Annotated in this window: 23 protein-coding genes; 8 read left to right on the top strand and 15 right to left on the bottom strand. The window is 52.3% G+C overall.

The genetic code is table 11. The features are described from left to right. Positions 1–9: 9 nt before the first annotated feature. Together CBW65_RS14870 and CBW65_RS14865 are read right to left on the bottom strand one after the other, a co-directional pair. Positions 10–387, bottom strand: a complete 378-nt coding sequence (locus CBW65_RS14870) for an MmcQ/YjbR family DNA-binding protein (RefSeq protein WP_087457495.1) — start codon at positions 385–387, stop codon at positions 10–12. Between the two features lie 27 nt (positions 388–414). Further along, entirely contained in the window at positions 415–1,098 is a 684-nt protein-coding gene (locus CBW65_RS14865; RefSeq protein ID WP_087457494.1) for an MgtC/SapB family protein, read from the bottom strand. Between the two features lie 153 nt (positions 1,099–1,251). On the opposite strand from CBW65_RS14865, the gene CBW65_RS24280 reads away from it, so the two are divergent. Next, a complete protein-coding gene (locus tag CBW65_RS24280) occupies positions 1,252–1,407 on the top strand; it encodes a VOC family protein (protein ID WP_157721961.1) in 156 nt (51 codons plus the stop codon). 8 nt (positions 1,408–1,415) lie between these two features. Here the strand turns inward: CBW65_RS24280 and CBW65_RS14860 are convergent, their stop codons facing one another. From CBW65_RS14860 to CBW65_RS14850, 3 genes are all read right to left on the bottom strand, one after another. Continuing rightward, on the bottom strand, positions 1,416–2,297 hold the full coding sequence (locus CBW65_RS14860; protein ID WP_087457493.1) for an N-acetylmuramoyl-L-alanine amidase family protein: 882 nt from the start codon (positions 2,295–2,297) through the stop codon (positions 1,416–1,418). A gap of 89 nt (positions 2,298–2,386) precedes the next feature. Further along, the gene (locus tag CBW65_RS14855) at positions 2,387–4,279 is read right to left on the bottom strand and encodes an ABC transporter ATP-binding protein (protein WP_087457492.1); all 1,893 of its coding nucleotides are present in this window, start codon (positions 4,277–4,279) and stop codon (positions 2,387–2,389) included. Position 4,280: 1 nt separating this feature from the next. Further along, a complete protein-coding gene (locus CBW65_RS14850) occupies positions 4,281–6,002 on the bottom strand; it encodes an ABC transporter ATP-binding protein (RefSeq protein WP_087457491.1) in 1,722 nt (573 codons plus the stop codon). A gap of 207 nt (positions 6,003–6,209) precedes the next feature. On the opposite strand from CBW65_RS14850, the gene CBW65_RS14845 reads away from it, so the two are divergent. Both CBW65_RS14845 and CBW65_RS14840 read left to right on the top strand, forming a co-directional pair. Continuing rightward, complete coding sequence (locus tag CBW65_RS14845) at positions 6,210–7,028, top strand: hypothetical protein (RefSeq protein WP_087457490.1); 819 nt, start codon at positions 6,210–6,212, stop codon at positions 7,026–7,028. 148 nt (positions 7,029–7,176) lie between these two features. After that, a complete protein-coding gene (locus tag CBW65_RS14840) occupies positions 7,177–7,602 on the top strand; it encodes a hypothetical protein (RefSeq protein WP_087457489.1) in 426 nt (141 codons plus the stop codon). 55 nt (positions 7,603–7,657) lie between these two features. Here CBW65_RS14840 and CBW65_RS14835 read toward each other — a convergent pair whose 3' ends face one another. Both CBW65_RS14835 and rarD read right to left on the bottom strand, forming a co-directional pair. Further along, on the bottom strand, positions 7,658–8,599 hold the full coding sequence (locus CBW65_RS14835) for a GNAT family N-acetyltransferase (RefSeq protein WP_087457488.1): 942 nt from the start codon (positions 8,597–8,599) through the stop codon (positions 7,658–7,660). A gap of 101 nt (positions 8,600–8,700) precedes the next feature. Continuing rightward, positions 8,701–9,597 (bottom strand): EamA family transporter RarD, encoded by an 897-nt coding sequence (gene rarD, locus CBW65_RS14830; RefSeq protein ID WP_087457487.1) that lies wholly within the window; start codon positions 9,595–9,597, stop codon positions 8,701–8,703. A gap of 147 nt (positions 9,598–9,744) precedes the next feature. Between rarD and CBW65_RS14825 the strand changes: the two genes are divergently transcribed. Next, the gene (locus CBW65_RS14825) at positions 9,745–10,296 is read left to right on the top strand and encodes a CBO0543 family protein (RefSeq protein WP_087457486.1); all 552 of its coding nucleotides are present in this window, start codon (positions 9,745–9,747) and stop codon (positions 10,294–10,296) included. Here the strand turns inward: CBW65_RS14825 and CBW65_RS14820 are convergent. The 3 genes from CBW65_RS14820 to CBW65_RS14810 all read right to left on the bottom strand — a co-directional run bounded on the left by CBW65_RS14820 (position 10,268) and on the right by CBW65_RS14810 (position 12,786). Further along, positions 10,268–10,858 carry a GNAT family N-acetyltransferase gene (locus CBW65_RS14820; protein WP_087457485.1) on the bottom strand — a complete coding sequence of 197 codons (591 nt, stop codon included), beginning with the start codon at positions 10,856–10,858 and terminating at the stop codon, positions 10,268–10,270. The two genes, CBW65_RS14825 and CBW65_RS14820, sit on opposite strands and share 29 nt — an antisense overlap. A gap of 101 nt (positions 10,859–10,959) precedes the next feature. After that, a complete protein-coding gene (locus CBW65_RS14815; RefSeq protein WP_198299626.1) occupies positions 10,960–11,670 on the bottom strand; it encodes an RraA family protein in 711 nt (236 codons plus the stop codon). Between the two features lie 297 nt (positions 11,671–11,967). Beyond that, on the bottom strand, positions 11,968–12,786 hold the full coding sequence (locus CBW65_RS14810) for a LysR family transcriptional regulator (protein ID WP_232463340.1): 819 nt from the start codon (positions 12,784–12,786) through the stop codon (positions 11,968–11,970). Between the two features lie 189 nt (positions 12,787–12,975). Between CBW65_RS14810 and CBW65_RS14805 the strand changes: the two genes are divergently transcribed. Together CBW65_RS14805 and CBW65_RS14800 are read left to right on the top strand one after the other, a co-directional pair. After that, positions 12,976–13,566 carry a DJ-1/PfpI family protein gene (locus CBW65_RS14805; protein WP_087457484.1) on the top strand — a complete coding sequence of 197 codons (591 nt, stop codon included), beginning with the start codon at positions 12,976–12,978 and terminating at the stop codon, positions 13,564–13,566. A 53-nt stretch (positions 13,567–13,619) separates the two neighbouring features. Further along, positions 13,620–14,243 (top strand): lysoplasmalogenase, encoded by a 624-nt coding sequence (locus tag CBW65_RS14800; RefSeq protein WP_087457483.1) that lies wholly within the window; start codon positions 13,620–13,622, stop codon positions 14,241–14,243. A 53-nt stretch (positions 14,244–14,296) separates the two neighbouring features. Here CBW65_RS14800 and CBW65_RS24595 read toward each other — a convergent pair whose 3' ends face one another. The 4 genes from CBW65_RS24595 to CBW65_RS14780 form a co-directional block, all read right to left on the bottom strand. Further along, complete coding sequence (locus tag CBW65_RS24595) at positions 14,297–14,743, bottom strand: carbonic anhydrase (protein ID WP_198299625.1); 447 nt, start codon at positions 14,741–14,743, stop codon at positions 14,297–14,299. 471 nt (positions 14,744–15,214) lie between these two features. Beyond that, the gene (locus CBW65_RS14790; protein WP_087457481.1) at positions 15,215–16,690 is read right to left on the bottom strand and encodes a serine hydrolase domain-containing protein; all 1,476 of its coding nucleotides are present in this window, start codon (positions 16,688–16,690) and stop codon (positions 15,215–15,217) included. A gap of 63 nt (positions 16,691–16,753) precedes the next feature. After that, a complete protein-coding gene (locus tag CBW65_RS14785) occupies positions 16,754–17,848 on the bottom strand; it encodes a HAMP domain-containing sensor histidine kinase (RefSeq protein WP_087457480.1) in 1,095 nt (364 codons plus the stop codon). Continuing rightward, positions 17,836–18,507: a response regulator transcription factor gene (locus tag CBW65_RS14780; RefSeq protein ID WP_087457479.1), complete on the bottom strand. Its 672-nt coding sequence runs from the start codon at positions 18,505–18,507 to the stop codon at positions 17,836–17,838. The genes CBW65_RS14785 and CBW65_RS14780 overlap by 13 nt, the downstream gene beginning before the upstream one ends. A gap of 373 nt (positions 18,508–18,880) precedes the next feature. Here CBW65_RS14780 and CBW65_RS14775 point away from each other — a divergent pair, with 373 nt between their 5' ends. Beyond that, complete coding sequence (locus CBW65_RS14775; RefSeq protein WP_198299624.1) at positions 18,881–19,327, top strand: barstar family protein; 447 nt, start codon at positions 18,881–18,883, stop codon at positions 19,325–19,327. A gap of 55 nt (positions 19,328–19,382) precedes the next feature. On the opposite strand, the gene mraY is transcribed toward CBW65_RS14775, so the two are convergent. After that, positions 19,383–20,333 (bottom strand): phospho-N-acetylmuramoyl-pentapeptide-transferase, encoded by a 951-nt coding sequence (mraY, locus tag CBW65_RS14770; protein ID WP_087457478.1) that lies wholly within the window; start codon positions 20,331–20,333, stop codon positions 19,383–19,385. Positions 20,334–20,552: 219 nt separating this feature from the next. Here mraY and CBW65_RS14765 point away from each other — a divergent pair, with 219 nt between their 5' ends. Continuing rightward, positions 20,553–22,016 carry a hypothetical protein gene (locus CBW65_RS14765; RefSeq protein WP_087457477.1) on the top strand — a complete coding sequence of 488 codons (1,464 nt, stop codon included), beginning with the start codon at positions 20,553–20,555 and terminating at the stop codon, positions 22,014–22,016. The last annotated feature ends 11 nt before the right edge of the window (positions 22,017–22,027 follow it).

Below are 22,027 nucleotides of genomic sequence, written 5' to 3'. Positions count from 1 at the left end.
ACGCCCTGTCTAGGGCGTCATGACTTGTTTCTGCAGGCGTTTCGGCGCGCTGCGCAGATAGCCTTCGGTGATCAGTTCCCCGATCTCGTTCCAGTCCGGCGCAACTTCTGTGTCCAGCGTCACCCATCCGTGGTGTCCGATGTAATGCGTCTTTGTAAAGCCGCCGCGCTGGAGCAGCACTTCCTGCGTCTCCTTCAGCACTTTCAATGAAAGCGAAGTCTCGCCGTCCCCTTCGCCCATCATCACAAACGGCTTGTCATTGACCCGGAACGACGTGTGACCAAACTTGTCCACCGCCTCGATCACTTCCGGCAACCGCATCGCGATCTCCCGCACCTGCCCGAGCAGCGTAAGTCCCCGCTCCGATGTCACTTGTTTTTCACTCATCGTGCATCCCTCCCGCTTTCCTCTAGTTTACCTGCTTTGCACTTCCACTGTCACGATGTGCGGGAGGCCTTTTAGTGACGCGTAAACGTCGGTGGTGTAGCGGTCTTTGGGGGCGATGAGGATCATCTCTAAGAGCTGGTACGCTTTTTCGTAGTCTTTGATCTTCACACGCCTGACCTGCATGTCGAGCTGCTTGATCTGTTTGAAGATCTGGTCGAGATCGTCTCCGCTCTCCACATCGACGATCAGTTTGACCGTCAAGTCCCGTTCTCGCAGCGAGCTTGGGCCAACTCGTTTGATGAAGGCGGGGAAGATGTTGATCGCCAGGATGATCAGCACCATCGCGGTGATCGATTCCAGATAAAAGCCCGCACCCACGGCGATGCCAAGCCCCGACGCCGCCCAGACCATCGACGCGGTGGTCAGACCTGAGATCACATCGTCGCCGCGGCGCAAGATGACACCGGCGCCGAGGAAACCTACCCCGCTGACGACCTGGGCGGCCAGTCGCATCGGGTCCATCGTGGTGTGTCCAGGGTCCGAATAGAGGTGCACCGACTCGATCGACACGATTGTGATCAGACAGCTCGCCACGGAGATCACCATGCTCGTCTTCACACCAAGCGGCTTGTTGCGCAGTTGACGATCGATCCCTATGAGAAGGCCAAGAAACAGCGCCAGACCTAATTTGGTAAAAAAATGAGAGGTCATGAGTTCGTTCCTCCTTTGCCCATAGCTTACCATAAATCCACGCTGGACAAACAAAAACCGCGTCCATCGCGGCCACGGTCTGGTAAAATATGACTGATTTTTTCGCAACCTGCTAACGTCGAGGGCCCGGTCTTCTTTTTCACGCTGACGATGATGTTCGACACGGATGACATCGAAGCCGCGTACCACTTCCTGGAGGAGCGAGGCGCCACGCTGCTGACTGAGATTCAGCGCTATCCGGATGTCTGCTTTTTCAACTTTCAGGACCCGCTCGGCAACGTGAACACGGTCTCCCAGGAGCTGAAATAACCAGGCGATCAGTTCTGCTGCGCCCCACGCAAAGCATCTGCCGCATAGTGGTACGCGTCTTGAATGTCCTGACTCTCCGCACACTTCCACAGCGCGCCAAGCACTTCGATCACATTGCCGGCCGCACTGGCCGTCGGGACGCCTTTGGTCTCGGTGATCGGCAGGGACAAGGCGCGGCGCAGCGAGTTGGCCGCGTAATTGCAGGCGACCAGCACGTCGTCCGTTCCGGTCTTGGTCAATGCGCCGAGCTGGGCGATCACCAGATTTGCCGCTTTGCGGTCGAGGATCTGCGGCACAGGCGGCTCCTGACCGTCGGTGTGGCCGTCAGTCTCCTTCACGCCATAAAACTCGCAAAATGCCCGGCAGATCAGCGGGGCAAATTTGTCGAGATTGGCCTGGATCTTCGGCAGGTCGTCCGAGTCGATAAACCCGATCTCCAAAAGCATCGCATCCGCTTCCGTGCTGCAGATCACGGCAAACCCCGTCCCGTTCGGGCCGCCGTCGCGCACCGCCTGTCCATGCGTTCCGCAGATCGTCGAAACGCCCGTGATCACGCCTTTCGCCAGCTTGGCGATCGGGCCGCCCTTGTCATATACATACAGCTCCGCGCCGCGCCCGCCGCCTGCGTTGACATGCAGGGACAGAAATACATCCGCTCCTTTGGTATTGGCGATGCGGCAGCGCTCCCGCAAGTCGGCCGCGACCTGTTTGTAGCCGCCCGGCGACACATCGGACTCCCGCGTCATCATCACGTCAAAGCCCGCTTTGCGCAGCAGGTCGCGCAATTGCAGACCAATCTTCAAGGTGATGTCTTTCTCCCGCACGCCTTGCGCCACCGCGCCCGGGTCATACCCGCCGTGTCCGGGGTCGATGCAGATCAATTTCGGCATGTTACTTCCTCCTTTTGTTACTGCTTACTTCTACAATTAATGTCACTAAATGTAGAAATATGCAAGCAGCAAAGCAAAAGGCCACAGACTCAAGCGAGTCCGTGGCCTTTTTCAGGATCATCGAGCAAAGTTTCGAGGTTCTTAAACTGATTCACAAACATGTTGTAGTAACGGCCCTGCTGCTCGATCAACTGATCGTGGCTGCCCTGCTCCACGATGCGCCCCTGATCGACGACCATGATCGTGTCCGCGTCGCGGATCGTGTTCAGGCGGTGCGCGATGATGAAGGAGGTGCGCCCTTGCTGAATTTGCAGCAAAGCTTCCTGAATGTGCAGCTCGGTGCGCGTGTCGATGCTGCTCGTCGCTTCGTCGAGGATCAAAAGGCCCGGCTTGGCGAGAATGACGCGCGCGATGGCGAGCAATTGACGCTGCCCTTGGCTGAGGTTGCTGCCGTTTTCGGACAGGAGCGTGTCATACTGCTTGGGCAGGCGTTTGATAAACACATCCGCGTTCGCCATCTTCGCCGCCGTCTCCACTTCCGCGTCGGTGGCGTCAGGACGTCCGTATTTGATGTTTTCCTTGATCGTGCCGGAGAACAGATAGGTGTCCTGCAGCACGATGCCAAAGCTTTTGCGCAAACTGTCCCGCGTATAATCGCGAATGTCGCGGCCATCCAAATAGATCGCCCCGCCCGTCACATCATAAAAGCGGGTCAGCAGGTTGACCACCGTCGTTTTGCCGGCCCCGGTCGGTCCGACCAGCGCGGTGCTGCTGCCTTCCGGGGACTCGAAGCTGACATCTTTTAGAATCGGCACATCCGGCCGATAGCCGAAACTGACATTTTCGAAGACAACATGGCCTTTCGGGTCTTTCAGCTCCACCGCGCCCGGACGGTCGGCCGGCTCTTCCTGCTCGTCGAGCACTTCAAACACCCGCTCCGCTCCGGCGACGCCCGACTGCAGCACGTTAAACGTGTTCGCGAGATCATTCAGCGGCCGGACGAACTGCCGCGAATAGGTCAGGAAGCTGGCGATGATCCCGATCGTCACATCCCCTTGAATCGCCAAGACCGCGCCAACCACCGCGACCACTGCGAATCCAAGGTTGTTGATTACGTTCATGATCGGCATCAGGAAGCCCGACCAGATCTGCGCCTTCAAGCCGACTTCCCGCAGCGCCTGGTTCACTTCTTCAAACTCTTCGATCACTTTGTTTTCATGGTTAAACGCTTTGACCACCTGCAGTCCGGTGACCGTCTCTTCAATATGTCCGTTCAATTTGCCAAGTTGGATCTGCTGGTTTTTAAACAACACGCTCGTGCGCTTGGCGATCGACCGCGTCAGCCAGTAGACGAGCGGGATCGTGATCAAGGTCGCCACCGTCAAAATCGGGCTGAGCGCGATCATCATCCCCAGCGTCCCGAGGATCAGAATCGAGCCGGACATCAGCTGTGTCGTCGACTGCGAGATCGTGTTGCTCACGTTGTCGATGTCGTTTGACAAACGGCTCATCAATTCCCCGTGCGTCCGCGTGTCAAAAAAGGAGACGGGCAGCTTCTGCAGTTTGCCAAACAGCGCCCCGCGCAGATTTTTCACGATCCGCTGCGAGACCCCGGCCATCAGCCAGCCTTGCATAAACGTTAGGACCGCATCAGCGACATAGGCGATCAGCAGCACGAGCACCGTCACTTCCAACAGGCCAAAATCCACCCCGCCGCCTGTCAGGGACATCGCATCGACCGACCGCCCGATCAGATACGGTGCCGTAAACATGATCACCGCATCGATCAGGATCAGCGCAAAGATCAAAGACAGCATTTTGCGCTCTTTGCCGAAATAGTGCCAGAGCCGTTTCAGCGTGGACTTGAAGTTCTTCGGCTTGACGACCGGACCTCCGCGCTGGTTGCCAAACCCTCCGGGCCGTCCCGGGATCGCAGGTGCGGGCTGCGGTGCCTGCGTTTGTCGTTTTGCTCCATCCGACATGCTACTGCACCTCCTTGCCGATCTGGGATTGGTAGATCTGCTGATAGATGTCACAGGTGTTCATCAGCTCTTCATGCGTGCCGAGCCCGATGATCTCGCCTTGATCGAGCACAACGATCTTGTCGGCGTCCATGACCGAGGTGATTCGCTGGGCGATCAGAATGCAGGTCAAGCCTGTGGCGTACGTTTTCAGCGCCGTCTTGATCTTGCCTTCGGTCGCCACGTCAACGGCGCTGGTGCTGTCGTCGAGAATCAGGATCTCCGGATTGCGCACCAAGGCGCGGGCGATCGACAGACGCTGCTTCTGTCCGCCGGACAGGTTGACGCCGCCTTGACCGAGGCGGGTGTGGTAGCCTTCCGGAGTTTTGGCGATAAACTCTTCCGCCTCCGCCATCCTTGCTGCCCGTTCCACCTCTTCCAAGGTCGCGTTTTCATTGCCCCACTGGATATTTTCCAAAATCGTGCCGGTGAACAGCGTGGTTTTCTGCGGCACGATCGAGATCTTCTCCCGCAGGCTCTTCGGATTCAGCTCTTGAATGTTCACGCCGTCGACCTTGATCGTCCCCGTGTCGGCATCGTAAAAGCGGAGCAGAAGTCCGACGAGGGAGCTCTTCCCGGAGCCGGTCGAGCCGATCAGACCGATCGTCTCCCCCGGGAGACAGCTCAGCGTGATGTTTTTCAGCACCGGCTCGCCGTCATACGCGAACGACACTCCTTCAAAATCGATCCGGCCCTGCATATCGGCCACCGGGGCCGGCTGCTCCTCCTGCCAGGTCATCACGTTCTCTTCGGCAAACACTTCGCCGACCCGCCCCGCCGAGGCCCGCGCGCGGACAAACATGTTAAACACCATCGAGATCAGCATCAGCGAAAAGAGAATCTGCGTCATGTAGTTGGTGAAGGCGATGATATGCCCGACCTGCATGTTGCCTTGGTCGACGCGCACGCCTCCGATCCACAGGACGGCTACGATGCCGATGTTGACGGTCAGCATGATCATCGGACTGAACACGGCGATCACGCGGGCGGCCGCGATCGAGCGGGTCTGAAATTCTTCATTGGCGCCGCTGAACTTCGCCACTTCGTAATCAAAGCGGTTGAACGCCTTGACGACGCGCATGCCCGACAGATACTCCCGCATCACGCCGTTCACGCGGTCGAGCGCCTTCTGCACCTTTTGGAAATACGGGTAGCCGATCTTCATATTGATGACGATCATCACCGCCACCACCGGCACAACGACCGCGAGCACCACCGCCAACTGCGGATTCAACCGGGTCGCCATGATCAGCCCGCCGATGCAGATCAGCGGGGCTTTGACGAAGATGCGCATCATCCCGTTCACAAACACCTGCACCTGCGTCACGTCGTTGGTCAGCCGGGTGATCAGCGATGCCTGGTCAAATTTGTCCAAGTTGTGGGCGGACAGAGTTTGAATTTTCCGATAGAGATCGGAGCGAAGTTCCGTCCCGAAGTTCTGTGAGACCACGCTCGCCGCCACGTTGCGCACCGAAGCGGCCACTGCGCCAAGCGCCGTGATCAGCAGCATCAGCCCGCCCATTTGAAACACGTAGCTCAGGTCCCGATTGGCAATCCCTTCATCAATCACCATCGACATGATCGTTGGCTGCATCAAGTCGCAGATCGCTTCAAATGTCAAAAACAAAACTGCCACACTAAATGGCTTCGCGTATTTTTTTACATATGGCCGTAAAAAGTGCATTTTCCGCTCCCCTTCCCACTCCTTCTTTCCTTTTTTCGAGATGTGCAGGCTAACTTCCTGTTTACAGCTAAACGAAAAACGCATTGCTGCACGATATCGAATTGACAAGAAGGAGCCGGGCGATAATACTTGTATAGATTGACAGCAATCCCCAAGGAGTGATCGATCATTAATCCAATCTCGACTTATCTCACGGAACACTTGAGCGTGTTCCTGCGCAACAAAGACCTGAACGATGATACCGTGGCCGCTGTATCCGGCGAGATCGAGCAGCGCTTGACCGCACTGCTCGCTCGCTGGAACGATGAAGAGTACCGCTCTACCCTGCTCCAACCGGCGCTGGAAGAAGCCACGTTTTACATGCCGTTTCACCGTGATGTCAACGCGCTGATCGTGCTGGCTGTGCGCAACAGCCAGCAGTTGCAGGATCTGCACAGCGCACAAGGGCTGCTCGATGACAGCGAAATCCGGGCGATCACCACGCAGGCGATCGAATTTTTCGCAGACGTTGACCTCGCAGCGGCAGCCAGCGAGCTGACCGCGCCGGATAACGACCCGTTTGGAGCGTTACAGGATAAGTATCCCCTCGCCTGGACTGCTTTCTACCAGCTCGCGCACAGCACCCGTCTGCCCAAGACCTATGAAGCTGTCACGGCAGGCAGCACCGAGTTGCCGTCACTGGAACAGATCGCAGATGGCAGCCTGCAAAATGATCTGACACAGATTCAAAACGGAGAGATCTCGCTTCTGTTCCGCGACTCCTTCAAAATGATCTCCCGCGACCTCGACCAGCTGTTTGCGGTGATCGAGTTCGTTCTTCGCGCCGGCAAGACGGTGATCACGCACAACTTCTACCTCAGCAACGGCATGGTCTCCCGCCGCAACCCGTTGCTGAAACCGGCCGCCAAGCCAAGCGACATCGCGAAGAAATTCGACAACAAAAAAGGGCTGGTCTCCCGCCACAAAGACAGCCTGCGCCTGATCAAAAAGTACATCGTGCCAAAAGAACCAACGGTGGTCGAGTAAAAGCTCGGCCGAAATTTAACATCGTAAAGCAAGAGGACATCTTCTTATAAGATGTCCTCTTTTTCTTTATATTTATCTTGATTATTTTATTTTATAATATTATATTATAGTTGTTATTCCTATTATATACTAAAGTGAGGTTACCAAAATGAAAAAATCTGTTCTTCTCGCTGCCACCTTTGCTGTGCTGGCGACGGTTGCGCCGTCTGCAGCTCTTGCAGCTCCGACCAAAACAGCATCGAAAGCGCCGATTACGCAAAGCCACGTGGTTGCGCCGGATGCGACCGGTTCCTTCTCGTTTAATTCCCTGCTGTACCCGAGCTACTCGGTAAAACTCGGCACCTTCTATACGACCGGGCTGACCTCGATCGGCGGGAACTTCAGCGGTCCGTACCGCGTGTTCTTCCGTGTGCCGGGCACAACTACGATCGTCTACAACTTCACCCAATCGGCCGGCAGCTACTCGGCTGACATCAACAAGCTCCCGCGCGTAACCGCTGGCACCTATGATGTATACCTGTACAACCCCAACACGTACAACATCACTTTGACCGGCGCATTCTACTGGGACTAATCGATAACAAACAAAAGGTTACTCGCCCGAGTAACCTTTTTTCTATCATTCAGTTTTACAGTTCCTTCCCGTACATAAACAGCTCATAGTCGGCCTGCATGCCCGCCCGCTCATACAAGCGGCTGGCATTGGTCAGGGAGCCGAGGTCGACGGTGAGGGCGATCGTGTCGCGCCCCTGCTGCCAAGATTCATAAAAGACCTTCTTCAGCAGATACTCCCCGATCCCTCTCTTGCGCGCCCCGCGCGTCACGCCGAGCAGGTCCACCCAGACACAATCGGGCAAATGCTTGACGATGATAAACCCGGCCGACTCTTCATCGCCGTCCACCGTGGCCAGAAACCACAGCCGCGGGTCATACTGTTCCCCCGTCTTGCCTTCCAGCCATTCTGCAAACGGCTTTTCATGAAAGCCCCGCGAATCTTGGAACGATTGGCGATGCGCCTCATAAAACGCCCTCTCATCGCGCCCTTGCTCAAACGGACGCACCGTCACGCCCGCAGGCGCTTCCGGCAGGGCCGGGGATTCGGTCAGCTTGATCTCCATCCGGGCATGCAGGCGTCTGACCGCATACCCTCTGCTCTCCAGCAGCTCAAAAGCCAGTCCGTTCCGGCCTGCCACAATGTTATTAAATTCATATTCGATCCCTTTGCGCTGATAGTCTGCCACATACTCACACGCCCGCGCCTCCGCCTTGTCGAGCAAGAGACTGCCGATCCCCAGCCCCTTGCTGGCCGGGTTGACATAGATGTATGTATCCAGACGCCCTTCGCCCATCTCTTCCACCGAGCCATATCCATGCAGCGCCCCGTCTGCCCCGAGCACTACCCAGGTGTTCGTCGCCAAGCTCAGCTTCTCCCAGATCTCCAGCAAGTCTCCCAACGAAAAATCCGGCTTGCCAAACGTTTCGATATCGGTCGCGATGATCAGTTCGGTCACCGCCTCCGCGTCCCCGTGTACAGCCGGACGCAGTTTACATGTACCCAGCACCGTTTGCATCTTAACTCCCCCAATTTTTATATCCAATTCTATGCAAGCCGCCCAGTTCTTGCAAGACCCAAAACAAAAACGCCACCAGTCCAAGACCGATGGCGTTCTATCTACGTGGTCGTTGTCGTCACAGGCGTGGTAACGACCACTTTTTTCTTTTTCACCATCTGCAGCGAGTACAGCACCAACGCGCTCCAGATCAGGCCAAAGCTCATCATCTCAATGGTCGTAAACTCTTCTCCGTACACCAGCACGCCAAGCAGCAGCGAGATCGTCGGCGACATGTACTGGATGCTGCCCATCACCGACAAAGGCAGCCGCTTGACGCCTTCTGCAAAGAACAGCAGCGGCAGCGCCGTCGCCACGCCGGCCAGCGTGAGACCTGCCAGTTTCCAGCCCGACAATACCTGCATCGCCTGCCCGCCCTGTTCCACCAAGACGAGGTACAAAACGGCAAAAGGCAGCACGATCAGCGTCTCCAAGGACAGTCCGACAATCGGGTCGACCTGAACTTTTTTCTTCGTATAGCCGTACAGTGCAAACGACAGCGCCAGCGTGATCGACACCCACGGGAATTGCCCGTAGGAAACGGTCATGATCAACACCCCGACCCCGGCCAGTGCGATTGCTGTCCACTGGAGCTTCGACAGGCGTTCTCCTAATAAGAAGACCCCGAGGAACACGTTGACCAGCGGGTTGATGTAATACCCCAGGCTCGCTTCCAAAATGCGGTCGTTCTGCACCGCCCAGATATAGATCAGCCAGTTCGCCGTGATTAAGACCGAACACATCGCCACAGCCAGCTTGCTCTTCAGATCCGGCACGGCCACTTTCAACTTGCTCCAGCGCTTCGCAAACGTAAGCAAGATCATGACAAAAACAACCGACCAAATGATGCGGTGCGCCAAGATTTCCCCGGCTCCGATCTCCTGATACAGCTTCCAATAGATCGGCAAGAGCCCCCACATCACATAGGCCAGCACTGCGTATAGATACCCCATGTTCATTGCGTGCAACACACTCATTTCCAATTATTTCGGATTACGAATGATACATGTGGTAATTATAGCATAGGAAACTGCCTTTCATGGAGTACGTAAAAAGAATTCCAAGTCTGGATACACTATCCGAAAGGTCACAGAGGAGGGGTGTACATGAAAGACGCGGAGTTCGCCAAACTGATCGACATTCAGCAAAAACTCGCCACACAGGATATCCATCATTGGAGTCACTATGTATTCCTAACCTATCGCTGGTGGATTCTGGTCGGCATCCTCACCATCCCCTGGATCATTTGGATTCTGGTCAGCGACCGCAAAAAGGACGGAAACCTGCTCCCCAACGCCTTGTTCATCATGATCGTCTCGTCATTATTAGATACGATCGGTTCAACTCTGACCTTATGGGGCTATCCGTACGAACTCGTCCCGCTGCTGCCGCGTGCCATCGCGTTTGACCTTGGGTTGCTCCCTGTTGCTTACATGATGGTCTGCAAATATTTTACTTCGACCAAAAGCTTTGCCTGGGCGTTGCTGATCGTATCCTTTGTGTTTGCGTTCATCGGCGAACCGATCGTCGTTGCGCTTGGCATGTATGAGCCCTATTCGTGGAAGTTCTACTATTCCTTCCCCATCTATTTCCTGATCGGTTGCCTGGGGCGGTTTATCAGTCGTTATTTTATCGCGGGTTCGGTTCAGCGTTCTTAAACTTGTACACCGCCGTGATAAAACCGTCAAACACCTCGTGGCTGTATGTAAATCCGCGGCTCAAATAAAATTTCAGCGCCGCATCGTTGCCGTTGGAGACAAAAACAAAGATCACATCCACATCGTCGAAGCTCTCCAGCCACTCCATCGCCCTCTCAAACAGCTTGGAACCAAGCCCCGATGCCCGATATTCGTCGCGCAGATACAAGTTGTTCAACAGGCCGACTTTGTTCGGGAGATCCGCCCAATCCGGATAAAATCCTTTTGTGGTTGTCAGATCTTCAACTGGAGCCCAAGCCGGGATCATGTTTTTGCTGTGTTCAATGTTATCAATCGTTGAAAACACATACCCGACAGGAGTTCCGTTATCTTTCACCACAATGACTTGGCTGGCCAACGCGTTTTCGTAACTTTTTTTCATGCGGGTATCAAAGGTCATCGTGTCAAAACTCTCCGGCGCCATCACCGCCATCGACTTTTGAAACGCCATCAGTTCGTTGCACAACTCCCGGCACTGTTCGATGTTGCCGTCTTTTACTACTTCGATCGTCAGGTTTTCCATGGTCTCACCTCTTCCTCATTTTAACATAAAGAAAGAACCCCTCAGGGGTTCATCTTAGGCCATCGTTGCACAGCCACTACGTCCAGTTCGACTTTTTATTGCTATTCTTCAATCGAACCGCCAATCGTGCGCAGGTGATCGCGGAACGAGTATTCGGCGTTTGCCGCCCGTTTATCCAGATACTCAGCAAATCTCAGCTGATCGCGCAGCGTTTTCCCGGAGGAGATCATGTCCGCTTGGCGGCGTTCCGTTTGGGCGATCGTTTGCGCAACTTCGATCAGTTGCACCAGATCCGCTTTTCCAGCAACAAAAAGCGCCCCGTCGTTGTCGGCAAACACCACATCTTCACCACTGACTGTGAACGCGCCAACCGCCGCGCTGTGCAGAGCTTCAGGCTCGCGCTCCGCCAGCCGTTGCGGGCCGCTGGGGACGGAGCCGTAGCTGAAGACAGGGAAATCAATCTCGATCAGTTCGGTGGTATCGCGATGCAATCCCCAGACCAGCATCCCGGCAAGCGAGCTGGCTTTGGCTTCTAAAACGGTCAGATCGCCAATGCAGGCTTCATCCGTTCTGCCCTGATTGTCGATGACCAGCACGTCCCCTGCCTGTGCGGCATGCATCGCCTCCAGGAAAATATCGACGCTGCCATAGTGCCTCACCGGCAGCACCCTGCCTGCGGTGCGCGCACCGGTCATGACCGGACGCAACCCTGTCGGCGCCATCCGATACGGTATCTTCAAACGCAAACAAGCATCGGCCACCAGCGGTGTGGAAAGATTGGCAAAAGCGGCGAGCAGTTGTTGATTGTTCATGAGAACACCCCTTTTCTTCATATCCTAACATTTAAAATCCACATTTAACAGCCAAACATCGTCCGCTGTGCATTAGGCACATTCACATGAAGATTCTCCGGATTATCCATCGTATCAAACAGAGAAGTACGCGATCAGGATCGGAACCCCAAAGATCAAATAGTTCCAAAACATCAGAATGCCCGTTTCTTTAAGAACCAATCGCAAGATAACAGCGCCCGCGATGAACAGTAGGGTTAAGTATCCGCCAATTCTCATGTACTTCCCCATTGTATCTCCTCCGAACAGGATCGATGATCACTCAAACATGCACTCCATAAACTTCCGGTGTGCCGGGGACAGCCATTTGTTTTTGTGGTATACCACTTGGGCATAAAAAAGCGGGTCGCCCTCTGCCGAACTTAGCGTTTTGACCTTGTGCTCACGGAGCAGAGCTTCGGCACTGATCGAAGGCAGCAGGCTGATTCCAAGACCGTTTGCCACACACTGTTTGATCGCTTCCATGCTGGTAAACTCCAATTTGTTCGAGGTATCGATCCCTTTTCCCACGAGATAGGCCTCAAAAAACCGCCGCAGCGAACATTCTTTGCCGCTAAAAATCATACACTCTCCGCCCGCCTGCTCCACGCTGGAGATGGGCAGATCGGTGCCGGCGATAAAAACCAGCGGCTCTTCCGAATAGACTTCCACAGTCAAATTGGGATCTTCGACTTTCGGTTCCAAAACAATCGCCAGATCGATCTCTCCCGCATGCAGCCGCCCACGCAGATTGATGCAATCATCATTGATCAGAGAAATGTTCACCTCGGGATACCGCCGCTTATACTCCGACAAGATGGGGCCAAGTTTGTAGACCGTCATCGTTTCCGACGCTCCGAGCCGCAGATCCCCTTTGATCCTGTGATCTTCAGAGGTGATAGTCTGGATCTTCTCATAGGCCGTGAGCAGTTCTTCCACATAGGGATACAGCTCACGTCCGAAGTTGGTCAGTTCAATTTTCTTCCCCAGCCGATCAAACAAAGGAGTCTTCATTTCAGCCTCCAGCTGTTGGATATGAGACGTGATCGTCGCCTGCGAATATTGCAGCGCTTGCGCAGCTTTGGTAAAGCTCTTCAAATCAACGACCGTTTTGAACGTGAGAAACTGACGAATTTCGATGGCGTTTCCCTCCCTGGGCAACGGGTATTATCAGATATTCTAAAGATAACATTTAGTGAATTCAGTTTTACGAATATGTATTTGTATTATAACATTCTGAGTAGTACCGGTACTGTTCGAACTCAAAACATTCGGGAGATGATCAAGATGAAAAAAGTCTGCTTGCTGTTGCCAAACGGTTTTGAAGCTGTGGAGGCCAGCGTATTTTCAGATGTGGTCGGCTGGAACAAAGACGAAGGCGACGGCACAACAGATATTATTACGGTCGGCACCCGTGAGAAATTGCGCTGCACGTTTGCTTTTACGGTCTTGCCCGATCTGTTGGTGTCGGACGTCAATGTCGATGACTTTGATGCCTTGGCGCTCCCAGGAGGATTTGAAACGGCCGGTTTTTATGAGGATGCCTACCGCGAGGATGTTCTCGATTTAATCCGGGCGTTCAACGCACAAGGCAAAGTGATCGCTTCGATCTGCGTAGGGGCTTTGGTGCTCGGCAAAAGCGGAATTCTGCAAGGCCGAAATGCGACCACCTACAACCTCAACGATCGCGTCCGCCAAAAACAGTTGGCTGCCTTTGGCGCCACTGTCATTCCGGATCAGCCGATTGTGGTGGATCAGAATATCATCACCTCTTACAACCCTTCGACCGCTTTCGAAGTTGCTTTCACCCTTTTGGAACTCCTCACTTCGAAGGAAAATGCCAATCATGTCAGACGGCTGATGGGGTTTATTGAATAGGAGAAGGTGTGTTACGATTTACTTGGAAGATTTTGAAAAAGGAGGGCGTAAAAATGTGGGTGATAGCGGGTGCTGTCATCGGGAGCGGCTTGATGGATCTTGCAGCGATCACGCGCGGATGGAAGAAGGCGCGGTATGTATGGAAGCCTTTGACGATGATTTTGATTCTTTTGATGGCTTGGCTCGGTGCGGACCTTGAGCAATCGACGGCCGTATGGATTCTGATCGGGTTGGTTCTCTCGTTGGCCGGAGATGTGTTTTTGGTGTTGCCGAGCGATCGGTTTGTTCTGGGGTTGGTGTCGTTTCTGGCTGCCCATCTCTGTTACATCGTCTCGTTTTTACAACAAAGTGCAGGAAGTGAAACAGGCATCGGAGCAGCCCTCGCCTTAGCCTTGTTTGGCATCGTCTATTTTCTACTTTTGTTCCGCAGTGTGCAGTCATCAGGAGGAAGCGGCTTGCTCTTCGCCGTTGCTTGCTACATCCTTGTGATTCTCGTCATGGTCTGGTCGGCTTACCGGTCAGGCGATACATTCCTTGTGGCAGGTGCGGTATCCTTTTTGATCTCCGATTCAATACTCGCGTGGTGTCGTTTCAAGAAAACTTCGATCGCCGGGGATCTATCCGTCATGGTGACGTATTATGCCGCCCAATGTTTGATCGCCGCCTCTTTATTCTAATTTAGAGTATATAAAAACCGACAGGATTGTCCTGTCGGTTTTCATATGTTTGCTTACAGCCATTCTACCACACCGCTGTCAAGGTCATACCGCGCTCCAACGACTTTGACTTTCCCTTGCCGGATCATCGAGGCGAGCACAGGTTGAGACTGCTGAATCTGATCGACAACCAGCTTCACATTCATGCGAACCGACTCGTCGACCAGATCGGCAGGGTGGTGCTTTTTCGCTGCTTGCACAGCGGGAGCGATGCGCTGGTGCAAACTTTTCACGCGTCCTGGCGGTTCACCGCCTTGCACAACTGCTTGGACTGCCCCGCATCGCTCGTGTCCCATCACCACGATGAGCGGCACATGCAGGTGTTCAGCACCGTATTCTAACGTTCCGAGCACTTCGTCACCGATCACGTTGCCGGCGACGCGAGTGACAAACAGATCACCAAGCCCCCGGTCAAACACGACTTCCGGCGGAACGCGGGAATCGGAGCAGCTCAGAATCATCGCGAAGGGAAGCTGCCCCTTCGCAACCGCTGAACGCCGGGCTGCCGTTTGATTGGGATGTTTCATTCTGTCCGCAACGTAACGTTCGTTTCCATCTCGCAAGACTTGAAGTGCAGCATTCGCATCGTACGGCGCAGGCGCTTTCACTTGTTCCTGACTCGTTGGTATTGCATCCACACTCTGAATATTTTGAGTAAAGCAGGTGAGGAAGGTCAAAGGCAGACAGGCAGTAAGCAGGAGTTTTTTCAAAACCCTACATCCCCTTTCGAACTTCAACTTCCGTCCCACCATACTATCTCCTTTGCTTCTGGAGAGCATACCCGGTTCAAAGAGCCAACTCTACATCCCTTACCTTCATTGCCCAGTGGCCGGTCGCTGCGTCGGTGAGTTCGGTATTCAATCGAACTCAGGTTATGTTTTTTTCGGCTGTATTCATTCTGTGCTGAAAAATCGAATGCTAATTGCTGATACTCATTGCGGTACTACGCCGCTTTTACTCTCCTTTTTTACTTTATAATAAATACAGCAACGGCAGATAATGCTTAGTAGATTTACAAGCGATAAGAGGACGAGCCAGATGATGAGAGATGGCATTGTCAACCAGATTCCGATCCAAGGCAATACCCTCCCGCCGCCGATCAATGAGAAAATAGGCGAAAGAAATAAAAGTACAAGCACGGGGGATAACGACCAAATGGAAGAAAAGATCAACTTTCGGCGAAATGACGATTTCCAATTATCGGTCTTTTTCATTCGAAAGTAAGAATACCCGCCCCAGAAAATCGTTCCAACCATCAGCAAACTCATTGCCATTTCCATGTTTCGGCTGTTTAAAGCGGGAATGTCGGCTTTTTCTCCATTCATGATTTGGGAGATGCCTCTTACAAATGAGGAATAATCAACGAAAGCGTTTATGCCGGTGTCGAACATCATGGTGATCCCCAACTGTTTCTCCAAAAATACACGTTCTTCAGACTTGTACGTCCAGAAAATTCCCGAGTGAGAGATTGTGCTGCCCCAACCGTCATCATTGGAAGCAAGCCACCCCATACCATATGGGGAGTGTTGCCCGGCAGCATGGTACTGTTCCATGAGTTGAGGGGAGAGAAGTCGAGGATCAAATTGCGCACGCATCCATTTTTCCATATCCCGGGCGGTCGAGATCACTCCGGCCGCCCCCTCGATAAACCATAACGGTTCGTCTGTATGGGTCGGCTTGCCCAGCAAGAGATAATGCCCTTGCACCACGGCAGGATGCTCATTGATTTGTTCTGTCGTACTGACGCTAAACGTGTCCTTCATCCCTAACGGCACAAAGATATGATGCTGGAGATATTCAGAAAATCGCTGCTCGCTGACCTGTTCAACCAGCAAAGCGAGATATTGATAGTTCGGGTTATGGTAGCTGTATGTTTCACCTGGATCATTGGCCAGCTTGACGAGGTTCAAAGATTTTTTTATCTCCTGTAAGGATTGAAATTGAACAGATCTTGTCATGTCAGGATTCACTTTATCGGTAAGGCCGCTTGTTTGATTTAGCAAGTTTCGAACCGTGATCTGGTTGAAATGATGGTTCTCGGGTAAGATACCGGGAAAGTAGGAGCCGTACGGAGCATCAAGCTCGATCAGTCCCTCATCCACGAGTTGCAAAACAGCCAGCGCCGTCATCGATTTACTCAACGAGGCAATGGGAAAAGACGTTGTGTCCGTTATCTTTCTGCCTTCTGCATCTTCACCGTACCCTCTCGAATAAAAAACTTCTTCCCCATACGTGATGGCAAGCGCTGCACCGGAAATTCGGTTTGCTTCCATATTTTCTCTCACATAGTCATCAATTTCGGCCACAATTTCCGTTTTATTTCGAGCTTGAGAAGCGGCAGCAGGCAATGCGGAAAGACACAGTGCCAGAAGCAAGCAAACGGGCAATATCTTACTCGTGATCGTCATGGGTAGCACTCCTTTTTTTGAGATAAGGAAATGCTACGACATAAATCTCAACTTTTTATCAACTCAGCATAAAAATCTTGCGGTTACTTTTCCACCGCCGAACGAACTGTTTGCTACCTGTAAGCCACCTTCATGCTTTTCGCACAGTACTTTGCAAATATAGAGACCTAAACCTTGTTGCTCAGTCGCTTCCGAGTCCTCTCCGCGATAGAAAGGCAGCACCGCCATCCGCAGATCATCATCGGAGAACCCGGACCCGTTATCAAGTACCGTTACGGAAAAAATGCCATCGCAAAGAAGGTATTCGATTTTCACATGACTGGAAGCATGGCGCGCTCCATTTGCCGCCATATTTTCAAAGACCTGCAGTACGAGGTCCATGTCGAGAAACACCCTTGTCGAATCTGCTGTTCGGCACGAGTCGAATGTTTTGCCGCTTTGGGCTGCGATCCGGAGGGCGCTGGCATCCAGCAAGGCGATGAGGGTGTCGATTTCAATCTCCTGTTTGTGTATCGGCATATCATCCAGCTTCTGTATCGAATTCATAGCCTCTACATAACGCTCCATACGCAAAATGTGGACTTCCATCGTTTTGAACGTATCGAGCAGTTTCTCCTCGGAAATTCTGTTTTGTGGCAGATAAGTGGTTACAAACTCGCAATATCCTTTCATGATCGACAGCGGCGTTCGCAAGTCATGAGCAAAAATTGCATTGAGCTGATTGCGTTCCTCGACCGAGCGCCAAAGGGCTTTAAAATTGCTTTCCAATTGACTGCGCATCTTTTCAAATGCATCGCACAGCACACTCATTTCATCCCCGCTGTCATATGAAACATGAAACCCCAGATCGTTCTCCGAGATTTTCTCCGATGCGTCCATCAAGATCTCCAGAGGTTTTTTCAATTTCAGTTTATAGAAGAGGCTTCCCATCAACACTACCCCAATGCCGATTGTCAACAGCATCGCGAGAATCTGGGCGGGCAGAACCCAATCATCTCCAGAAGGGTGTCCGGCAAAGCGCTGCCGAATCCGTTCGGCCCATTCGAATTCCAACACAATAGCTGTTAATACGGCGACTAGATACACGCAGTTTAAAGCGATGAAAGATTGGAGGATCGTCATTCTTTCCAAACGGAGAAAGCTTATTAATTTTGCCATTTGTATCCTACTCCCCAGACCGTTCCGATCCTGTTTTCGCAGCCATGCTCCTTCATTTTGGATCGAATGCGCCTGATATGCTCAGCGATCACGGAGCTGTCGCCTTCTTCGTCCAGTCCCCATACCCGTTCATACATGCGTTCTTTATCAAAAACCATCCCCGGATGTGTGGATAAAAGCTCGATGATCGCAAACTCCTTTTTTGTCAAAGAAATTTGTATGTCGTTACAGTAAAGCGTCCGCTTTGAATAATCAATGACAAGGTCGTCACTAAACTTAACCGCGGATTTCTTTTGATTTCGCATTTCTCTGCGCAAATGGGCATCCACCCTGGCGCCAAGTTCATGGATGCTGAACGGCTTTAGAATGTAGTCATCTCCTCCCGCTTGAAAACCAGAAATTTTATCGGAAACATCTACACGTGCGGTAAGAAATAAGATTGGGCAAGATACAAAATTCCGGATCTTCCTGCAAACGTCAAGACCGTCAAGCTCAGGCATATTGATATCCAGCAAAATAATGTCCGGCTGCTGTTCTGCTTGCCGCAGCGCCTCCTTGCCGTCCCGTGCCGTCATTACGTGATAGCCGTTTACTTCAAAATAATCAGCCAGCAGGTTTCGCAGGTCTGCTTCGTCATCGATGATTAATATCTTTTTCATTTGCCCTTCCCTGCTTCCCTAAATATTCACTCCTCATTTAAACCCTTCCCATCAAAGATTTGCTGCACACATTTTTCAATCCTTGATTCTTTTCCTCAAAATGATTTCTCGAATTGCTAACGAAAACACCACCAGCAAGAGCTAATGGTGCATCCGAAACAGACGGAAGGGAAATACTGCCTCAGCATACAACCTGCAAAATCGAGGAAAAATGAGGCTTGTTGTTGGTGCAGTTGGGTCTGCCTGCTACAAAAATGATCATTATTTGACATGAAAAAATGAAATGAGGAATGTGATCGGTATGTCAATAGCGCATCAGGTACTTCGTTTAGAGGCCCCATACTTTCATCTCGTTACAGCCACGCAGGAGGATTTGTCGCAACTGCTGGAACAAGTTGCGAATCAATCTGCAGGTAGCAAACACGTTACAGCATATATGAAAGGGTCCGCAGCAAGGGATTACGATTCCTTTTTCCTTGAAATCGCCCTCGCCTTTCCGTTCCCGGACTACTTCGGTCGAAATTGGCCGGCCCTCAACGACTGTCTCAACGATCTAGATTGGTTAGATGCAGATAGTTATCTGCTTTGTATTGCAGATGCCGATCAGTTGCTCCTTGATCATGAGGCGCACCTGCCAACCTTCGTCAAGTACCTGAAAAAAAGCGTGAAGGAGTGGGTCAATGGCCGTGACGATGAAGAGTTCCCAACTCTGCCTACTCCGTTTCACGTCGTGTTTCACTGCACTCCTGAGCAAGAACAAACCCTTCGCGACAGACTCACAACGGCAAACATGCTTATTGAAAAAACCTGTGCACTTTAAAACTTGAAAACAGCATCCACTCGGATGCTGTTTCTTTCATCATGCATTCTTCAGCCTAAAGGACGTACTTCCAAATCGCCAAACAAACGAAAACAGATACCCAGGAAATGAAACCGAACACCACGACGATCTTATTCTCGCTCCAGCCATATTTGAGGCTGAAGTGATAATGAATCGGAGTCATTCTGAACAAGCGCAGTTTTGTACGCTTATAGTACCAGACTTGCAAAATGACTGATAACTGTTCGGCCAAATAGACGATAAACAGGATTGGGATTAAAATCTCAACCTTTTCAATAACCGCTAAAAAGGAAAGCGACCCGCCAATTGCGAGTGATCCAGTATCCCCCATAAACACTCTGGCGGGATATATGTTGTAGAGAAATAAACCGAGCAGACAGCCGATCATGACGAGCGAAAATGCTTGTACCTCAGGTTTGTCTGAGATCATAAAGAAGAAAAAGTACGTTGGAATCGCCACATTGATCAACAGCCCATCCAGACCATCCGTAAAATTGATCGCGTTCGCTGATCCAACCACAAAGAGCAGCATGATTACGATGTACACGTAAACGGGCAGATGTAGTTGAAACCCGTGGAACAACGTAATGTCACTCGTCAGCGAGAACGAACGAAACAATGTGAAAAGCAGCACACCAGTAAATGCGAATTGCAAAACAAGTTTTGTCTTTGAGGAGATACCGGATGGATCTTGCCATGCTGCTTTTTTGAAATCATCCATAAAGCCGATCGAGCTGAACAAGAGAAACGTAACGCATAAAAAGATCATCAATGGGGAAGGAAGAAACTGCAGTGACGTTACCACACCGATCAGCAAAATCAGGCCGGCCATCAGTGGTGTTCCCCGTTTGGCTTGATGGTCAGGAGGTAATACAGATCGAATGGGCTGTGTTAGCTTGAGAACGCGCAGCCCCCAAATAAGCAGTGGTGTAAAGAATGCTACAAGCAAGAACGAAAGACCAGACACACCCAAGATCCCAAACATGCTATATGCACCGCTTTCATTACGGATTCTCAATTACTATTATTGTATTTCGATAAGGTGGACAAACATTCCTTTGGGATGAAAGCAAAGAGAAAAAGGCCATCATGAATCGTCATTTCTTCCCAGACGGTAGCACCTCGACTGTGGTACGATACTAGCAACAAGTGAAATAGAGGGGCTTTCATAAACCGCAGAACTACCAAGGAGGTCTAGAAGACGATGTTTACGCCACAAGTGCAACCCCCCTCAACAAAAGTGGTCAGCACCGAACCGAACACTTCTGCTTCGGAGCGCAAACAACGAGAATCCGACACCGTGTTGCAGCGTGTCCAGGCACCACAAAGCCTGACTCGCCAAAACATCTTGCAATTGCAGCGCACCATCGGCAACCAAGCAGTTCTGCAACTGCTGCGCACTGCGCAAAAAAATGGCGACGAGGCAACCGAAACGTCTGCAGCAGAACTCGAACCAGAGCTGCCAGACGATGCGGGCACCGAACAACGAACCGCCGAAGAACTCACCTTGGAAGACAATCAACCAATCGACCTCGTCGGCGAAACTCACACCATCGAATACAAAAAAGTCGGGCAAGAAGTGGAGATTGGCGTCGCCTCCAACTGGATGGAAATCAACGAGATTCACCAAGATCTGCGCCGCAACCAATTGTTAAATATTACGCTGACCCAGCGCTTGTCCGCCTGTCGCGTCGCCACTCGAAGCCGCCAGGGATTCGAGAAGGATTTTTCCAAAAACGACGAGAAGATCGATAAGATAAAACGTGATCGCCGCAAAGTACGAGTTACCAACCCCGACAAATATGCGGACTTAGGTGACGAACTCAAGAAACTCGAAGGCGACATGCATAAAATTTCCATCAAATTGAACAACGCTCGAGCAACTGAAAAAGCGCGCGTCAACGCCTACATTCAGTGCGCTGTGACGATCAATTCCACCATCGTCGCCCAAGTGCTGGGCGCGAAAATGCCGATCGTCGAATTGGACACCGATGCCACAGCAGGCAGTGCCGGCAACGTGCGCTACCATCAAGGCACCGCCGGTGATCCGATCCCGATCACGTGGTACAAGCCACAGGCATCCTACAATGCGATCACCGTCAATGACTACACCACCGGCGTCGCTGTGCCGACTGTGCTCAATCCCTTTGGCGGCAACCCGGCCGTCCAAGACCAGCACGGCAACAACTACAACTTCGGAGTCAACGCCGCCAACGTCGCCGGAGCGGCCGCTTGGCCGAACACCCCGAAACACGGCAAGACCCGCGTCAACCAACAAGCCTACAACCAAGTCCTCGCCAGCCTTGGCTATGACTTGTCCGCACACAACGAAGACGGTGACCATGTGCGCGACTTGGGCTTTGGCGGCAACGATGTAATCGACAACTTCTGGCCGCTGAACAGTGTCACCAACCGCCACGCCTTCAACGGCTGGCGCTCCAGCTATTACATCAACTACAAGAAAAACGTAGACGGCGTCGGCAACTGGAACATCGTCAAAGCCCCGCTCAACTCCGGCTCCCTGATCGGCAAATACTTCCGCATCAAAGGCGAAGAAGATACCAACAGCCCAGCCGAGAACAACACCGACGCATCCGGCAGCGATACGACATATGGCGCAGCTGCCAACATTAACGAAAGCGACGGCACGATTATTGCAGAAGGATAAATACTGCGGCC

Source organism: Tumebacillus avium, assembly GCF_002162355.1.
Lineage (GTDB): Bacteria > Bacillota > Bacilli > Tumebacillales > Tumebacillaceae > Tumebacillus_A > Tumebacillus_A avium.
The sequence above is the reverse complement of the archived record's forward strand: the minus strand, read 5'-3'. Positions and strand labels throughout refer to the sequence as shown.

Bases quoted from the DNA above. Each gene is read 5' to 3' on its own strand.
- CBW65_RS14870 (WP_087457495.1), bottom strand. From the start codon at position 387: ATGAGTGAAAAACAAGTGACATCGGAGCGGGGACTTACGCTGCTCGGG.
- CBW65_RS14865 (WP_087457494.1), bottom strand. From the start codon at position 1,098: ATGACCTCTCATTTTTTTACCAAATTAGGTCTGGCGCTGTTTCTTGGC.
- CBW65_RS24280 (WP_157721961.1), top strand. From the start codon at position 1,252: ATGTTCGACACGGATGACATCGAAGCCGCGTACCACTTCCTGGAGGAG.
- CBW65_RS14860 (WP_087457493.1), bottom strand. From the start codon at position 2,297: ATGCCGAAATTGATCTGCATCGACCCCGGACACGGCGGGTATGACCCG.
- CBW65_RS14855 (WP_087457492.1), bottom strand. From the start codon at position 4,279: ATGTCGGATGGAGCAAAACGACAAACGCAGGCACCGCAGCCCGCACCT.
- CBW65_RS14850 (WP_087457491.1), bottom strand. From the start codon at position 6,002: ATGCACTTTTTACGGCCATATGTAAAAAAATACGCGAAGCCATTTAGT.
- CBW65_RS14840 (WP_087457489.1), top strand. From the start codon at position 7,177: ATGAAAAAATCTGTTCTTCTCGCTGCCACCTTTGCTGTGCTGGCGACG.
- CBW65_RS14835 (WP_087457488.1), bottom strand. From the start codon at position 8,599: ATGCAAACGGTGCTGGGTACATGTAAACTGCGTCCGGCTGTACACGGG.
- rarD (WP_087457487.1), bottom strand. From the start codon at position 9,597: ATGAACATGGGGTATCTATACGCAGTGCTGGCCTATGTGATGTGGGGG.
- CBW65_RS14825 (WP_087457486.1), top strand. From the start codon at position 9,745: ATGAAAGACGCGGAGTTCGCCAAACTGATCGACATTCAGCAAAAACTC.
- CBW65_RS14820 (WP_087457485.1), bottom strand. From the start codon at position 10,858: ATGGAAAACCTGACGATCGAAGTAGTAAAAGACGGCAACATCGAACAG.
- CBW65_RS14815 (WP_198299626.1), bottom strand. From the start codon at position 11,670: ATGAACAATCAACAACTGCTCGCCGCTTTTGCCAATCTTTCCACACCG.
- CBW65_RS14805 (WP_087457484.1), top strand. From the start codon at position 12,976: ATGAAAAAAGTCTGCTTGCTGTTGCCAAACGGTTTTGAAGCTGTGGAG.
- CBW65_RS14800 (WP_087457483.1), top strand. From the start codon at position 13,620: ATGTGGGTGATAGCGGGTGCTGTCATCGGGAGCGGCTTGATGGATCTT.
- CBW65_RS24595 (WP_198299625.1), bottom strand. From the start codon at position 14,743: ATGATTCTGAGCTGCTCCGATTCCCGCGTTCCGCCGGAAGTCGTGTTT.
- CBW65_RS14790 (WP_087457481.1), bottom strand. From the start codon at position 16,690: ATGACGATCACGAGTAAGATATTGCCCGTTTGCTTGCTTCTGGCACTG.
- CBW65_RS14785 (WP_087457480.1), bottom strand. From the start codon at position 17,848: ATGGCAAAATTAATAAGCTTTCTCCGTTTGGAAAGAATGACGATCCTC.
- CBW65_RS14780 (WP_087457479.1), bottom strand. From the start codon at position 18,507: ATGAAAAAGATATTAATCATCGATGACGAAGCAGACCTGCGAAACCTG.
- mraY (WP_087457478.1), bottom strand. From the start codon at position 20,333: ATGTTTGGGATCTTGGGTGTGTCTGGTCTTTCGTTCTTGCTTGTAGCA.
- CBW65_RS14765 (WP_087457477.1), top strand. From the start codon at position 20,553: ATGTTTACGCCACAAGTGCAACCCCCCTCAACAAAAGTGGTCAGCACC.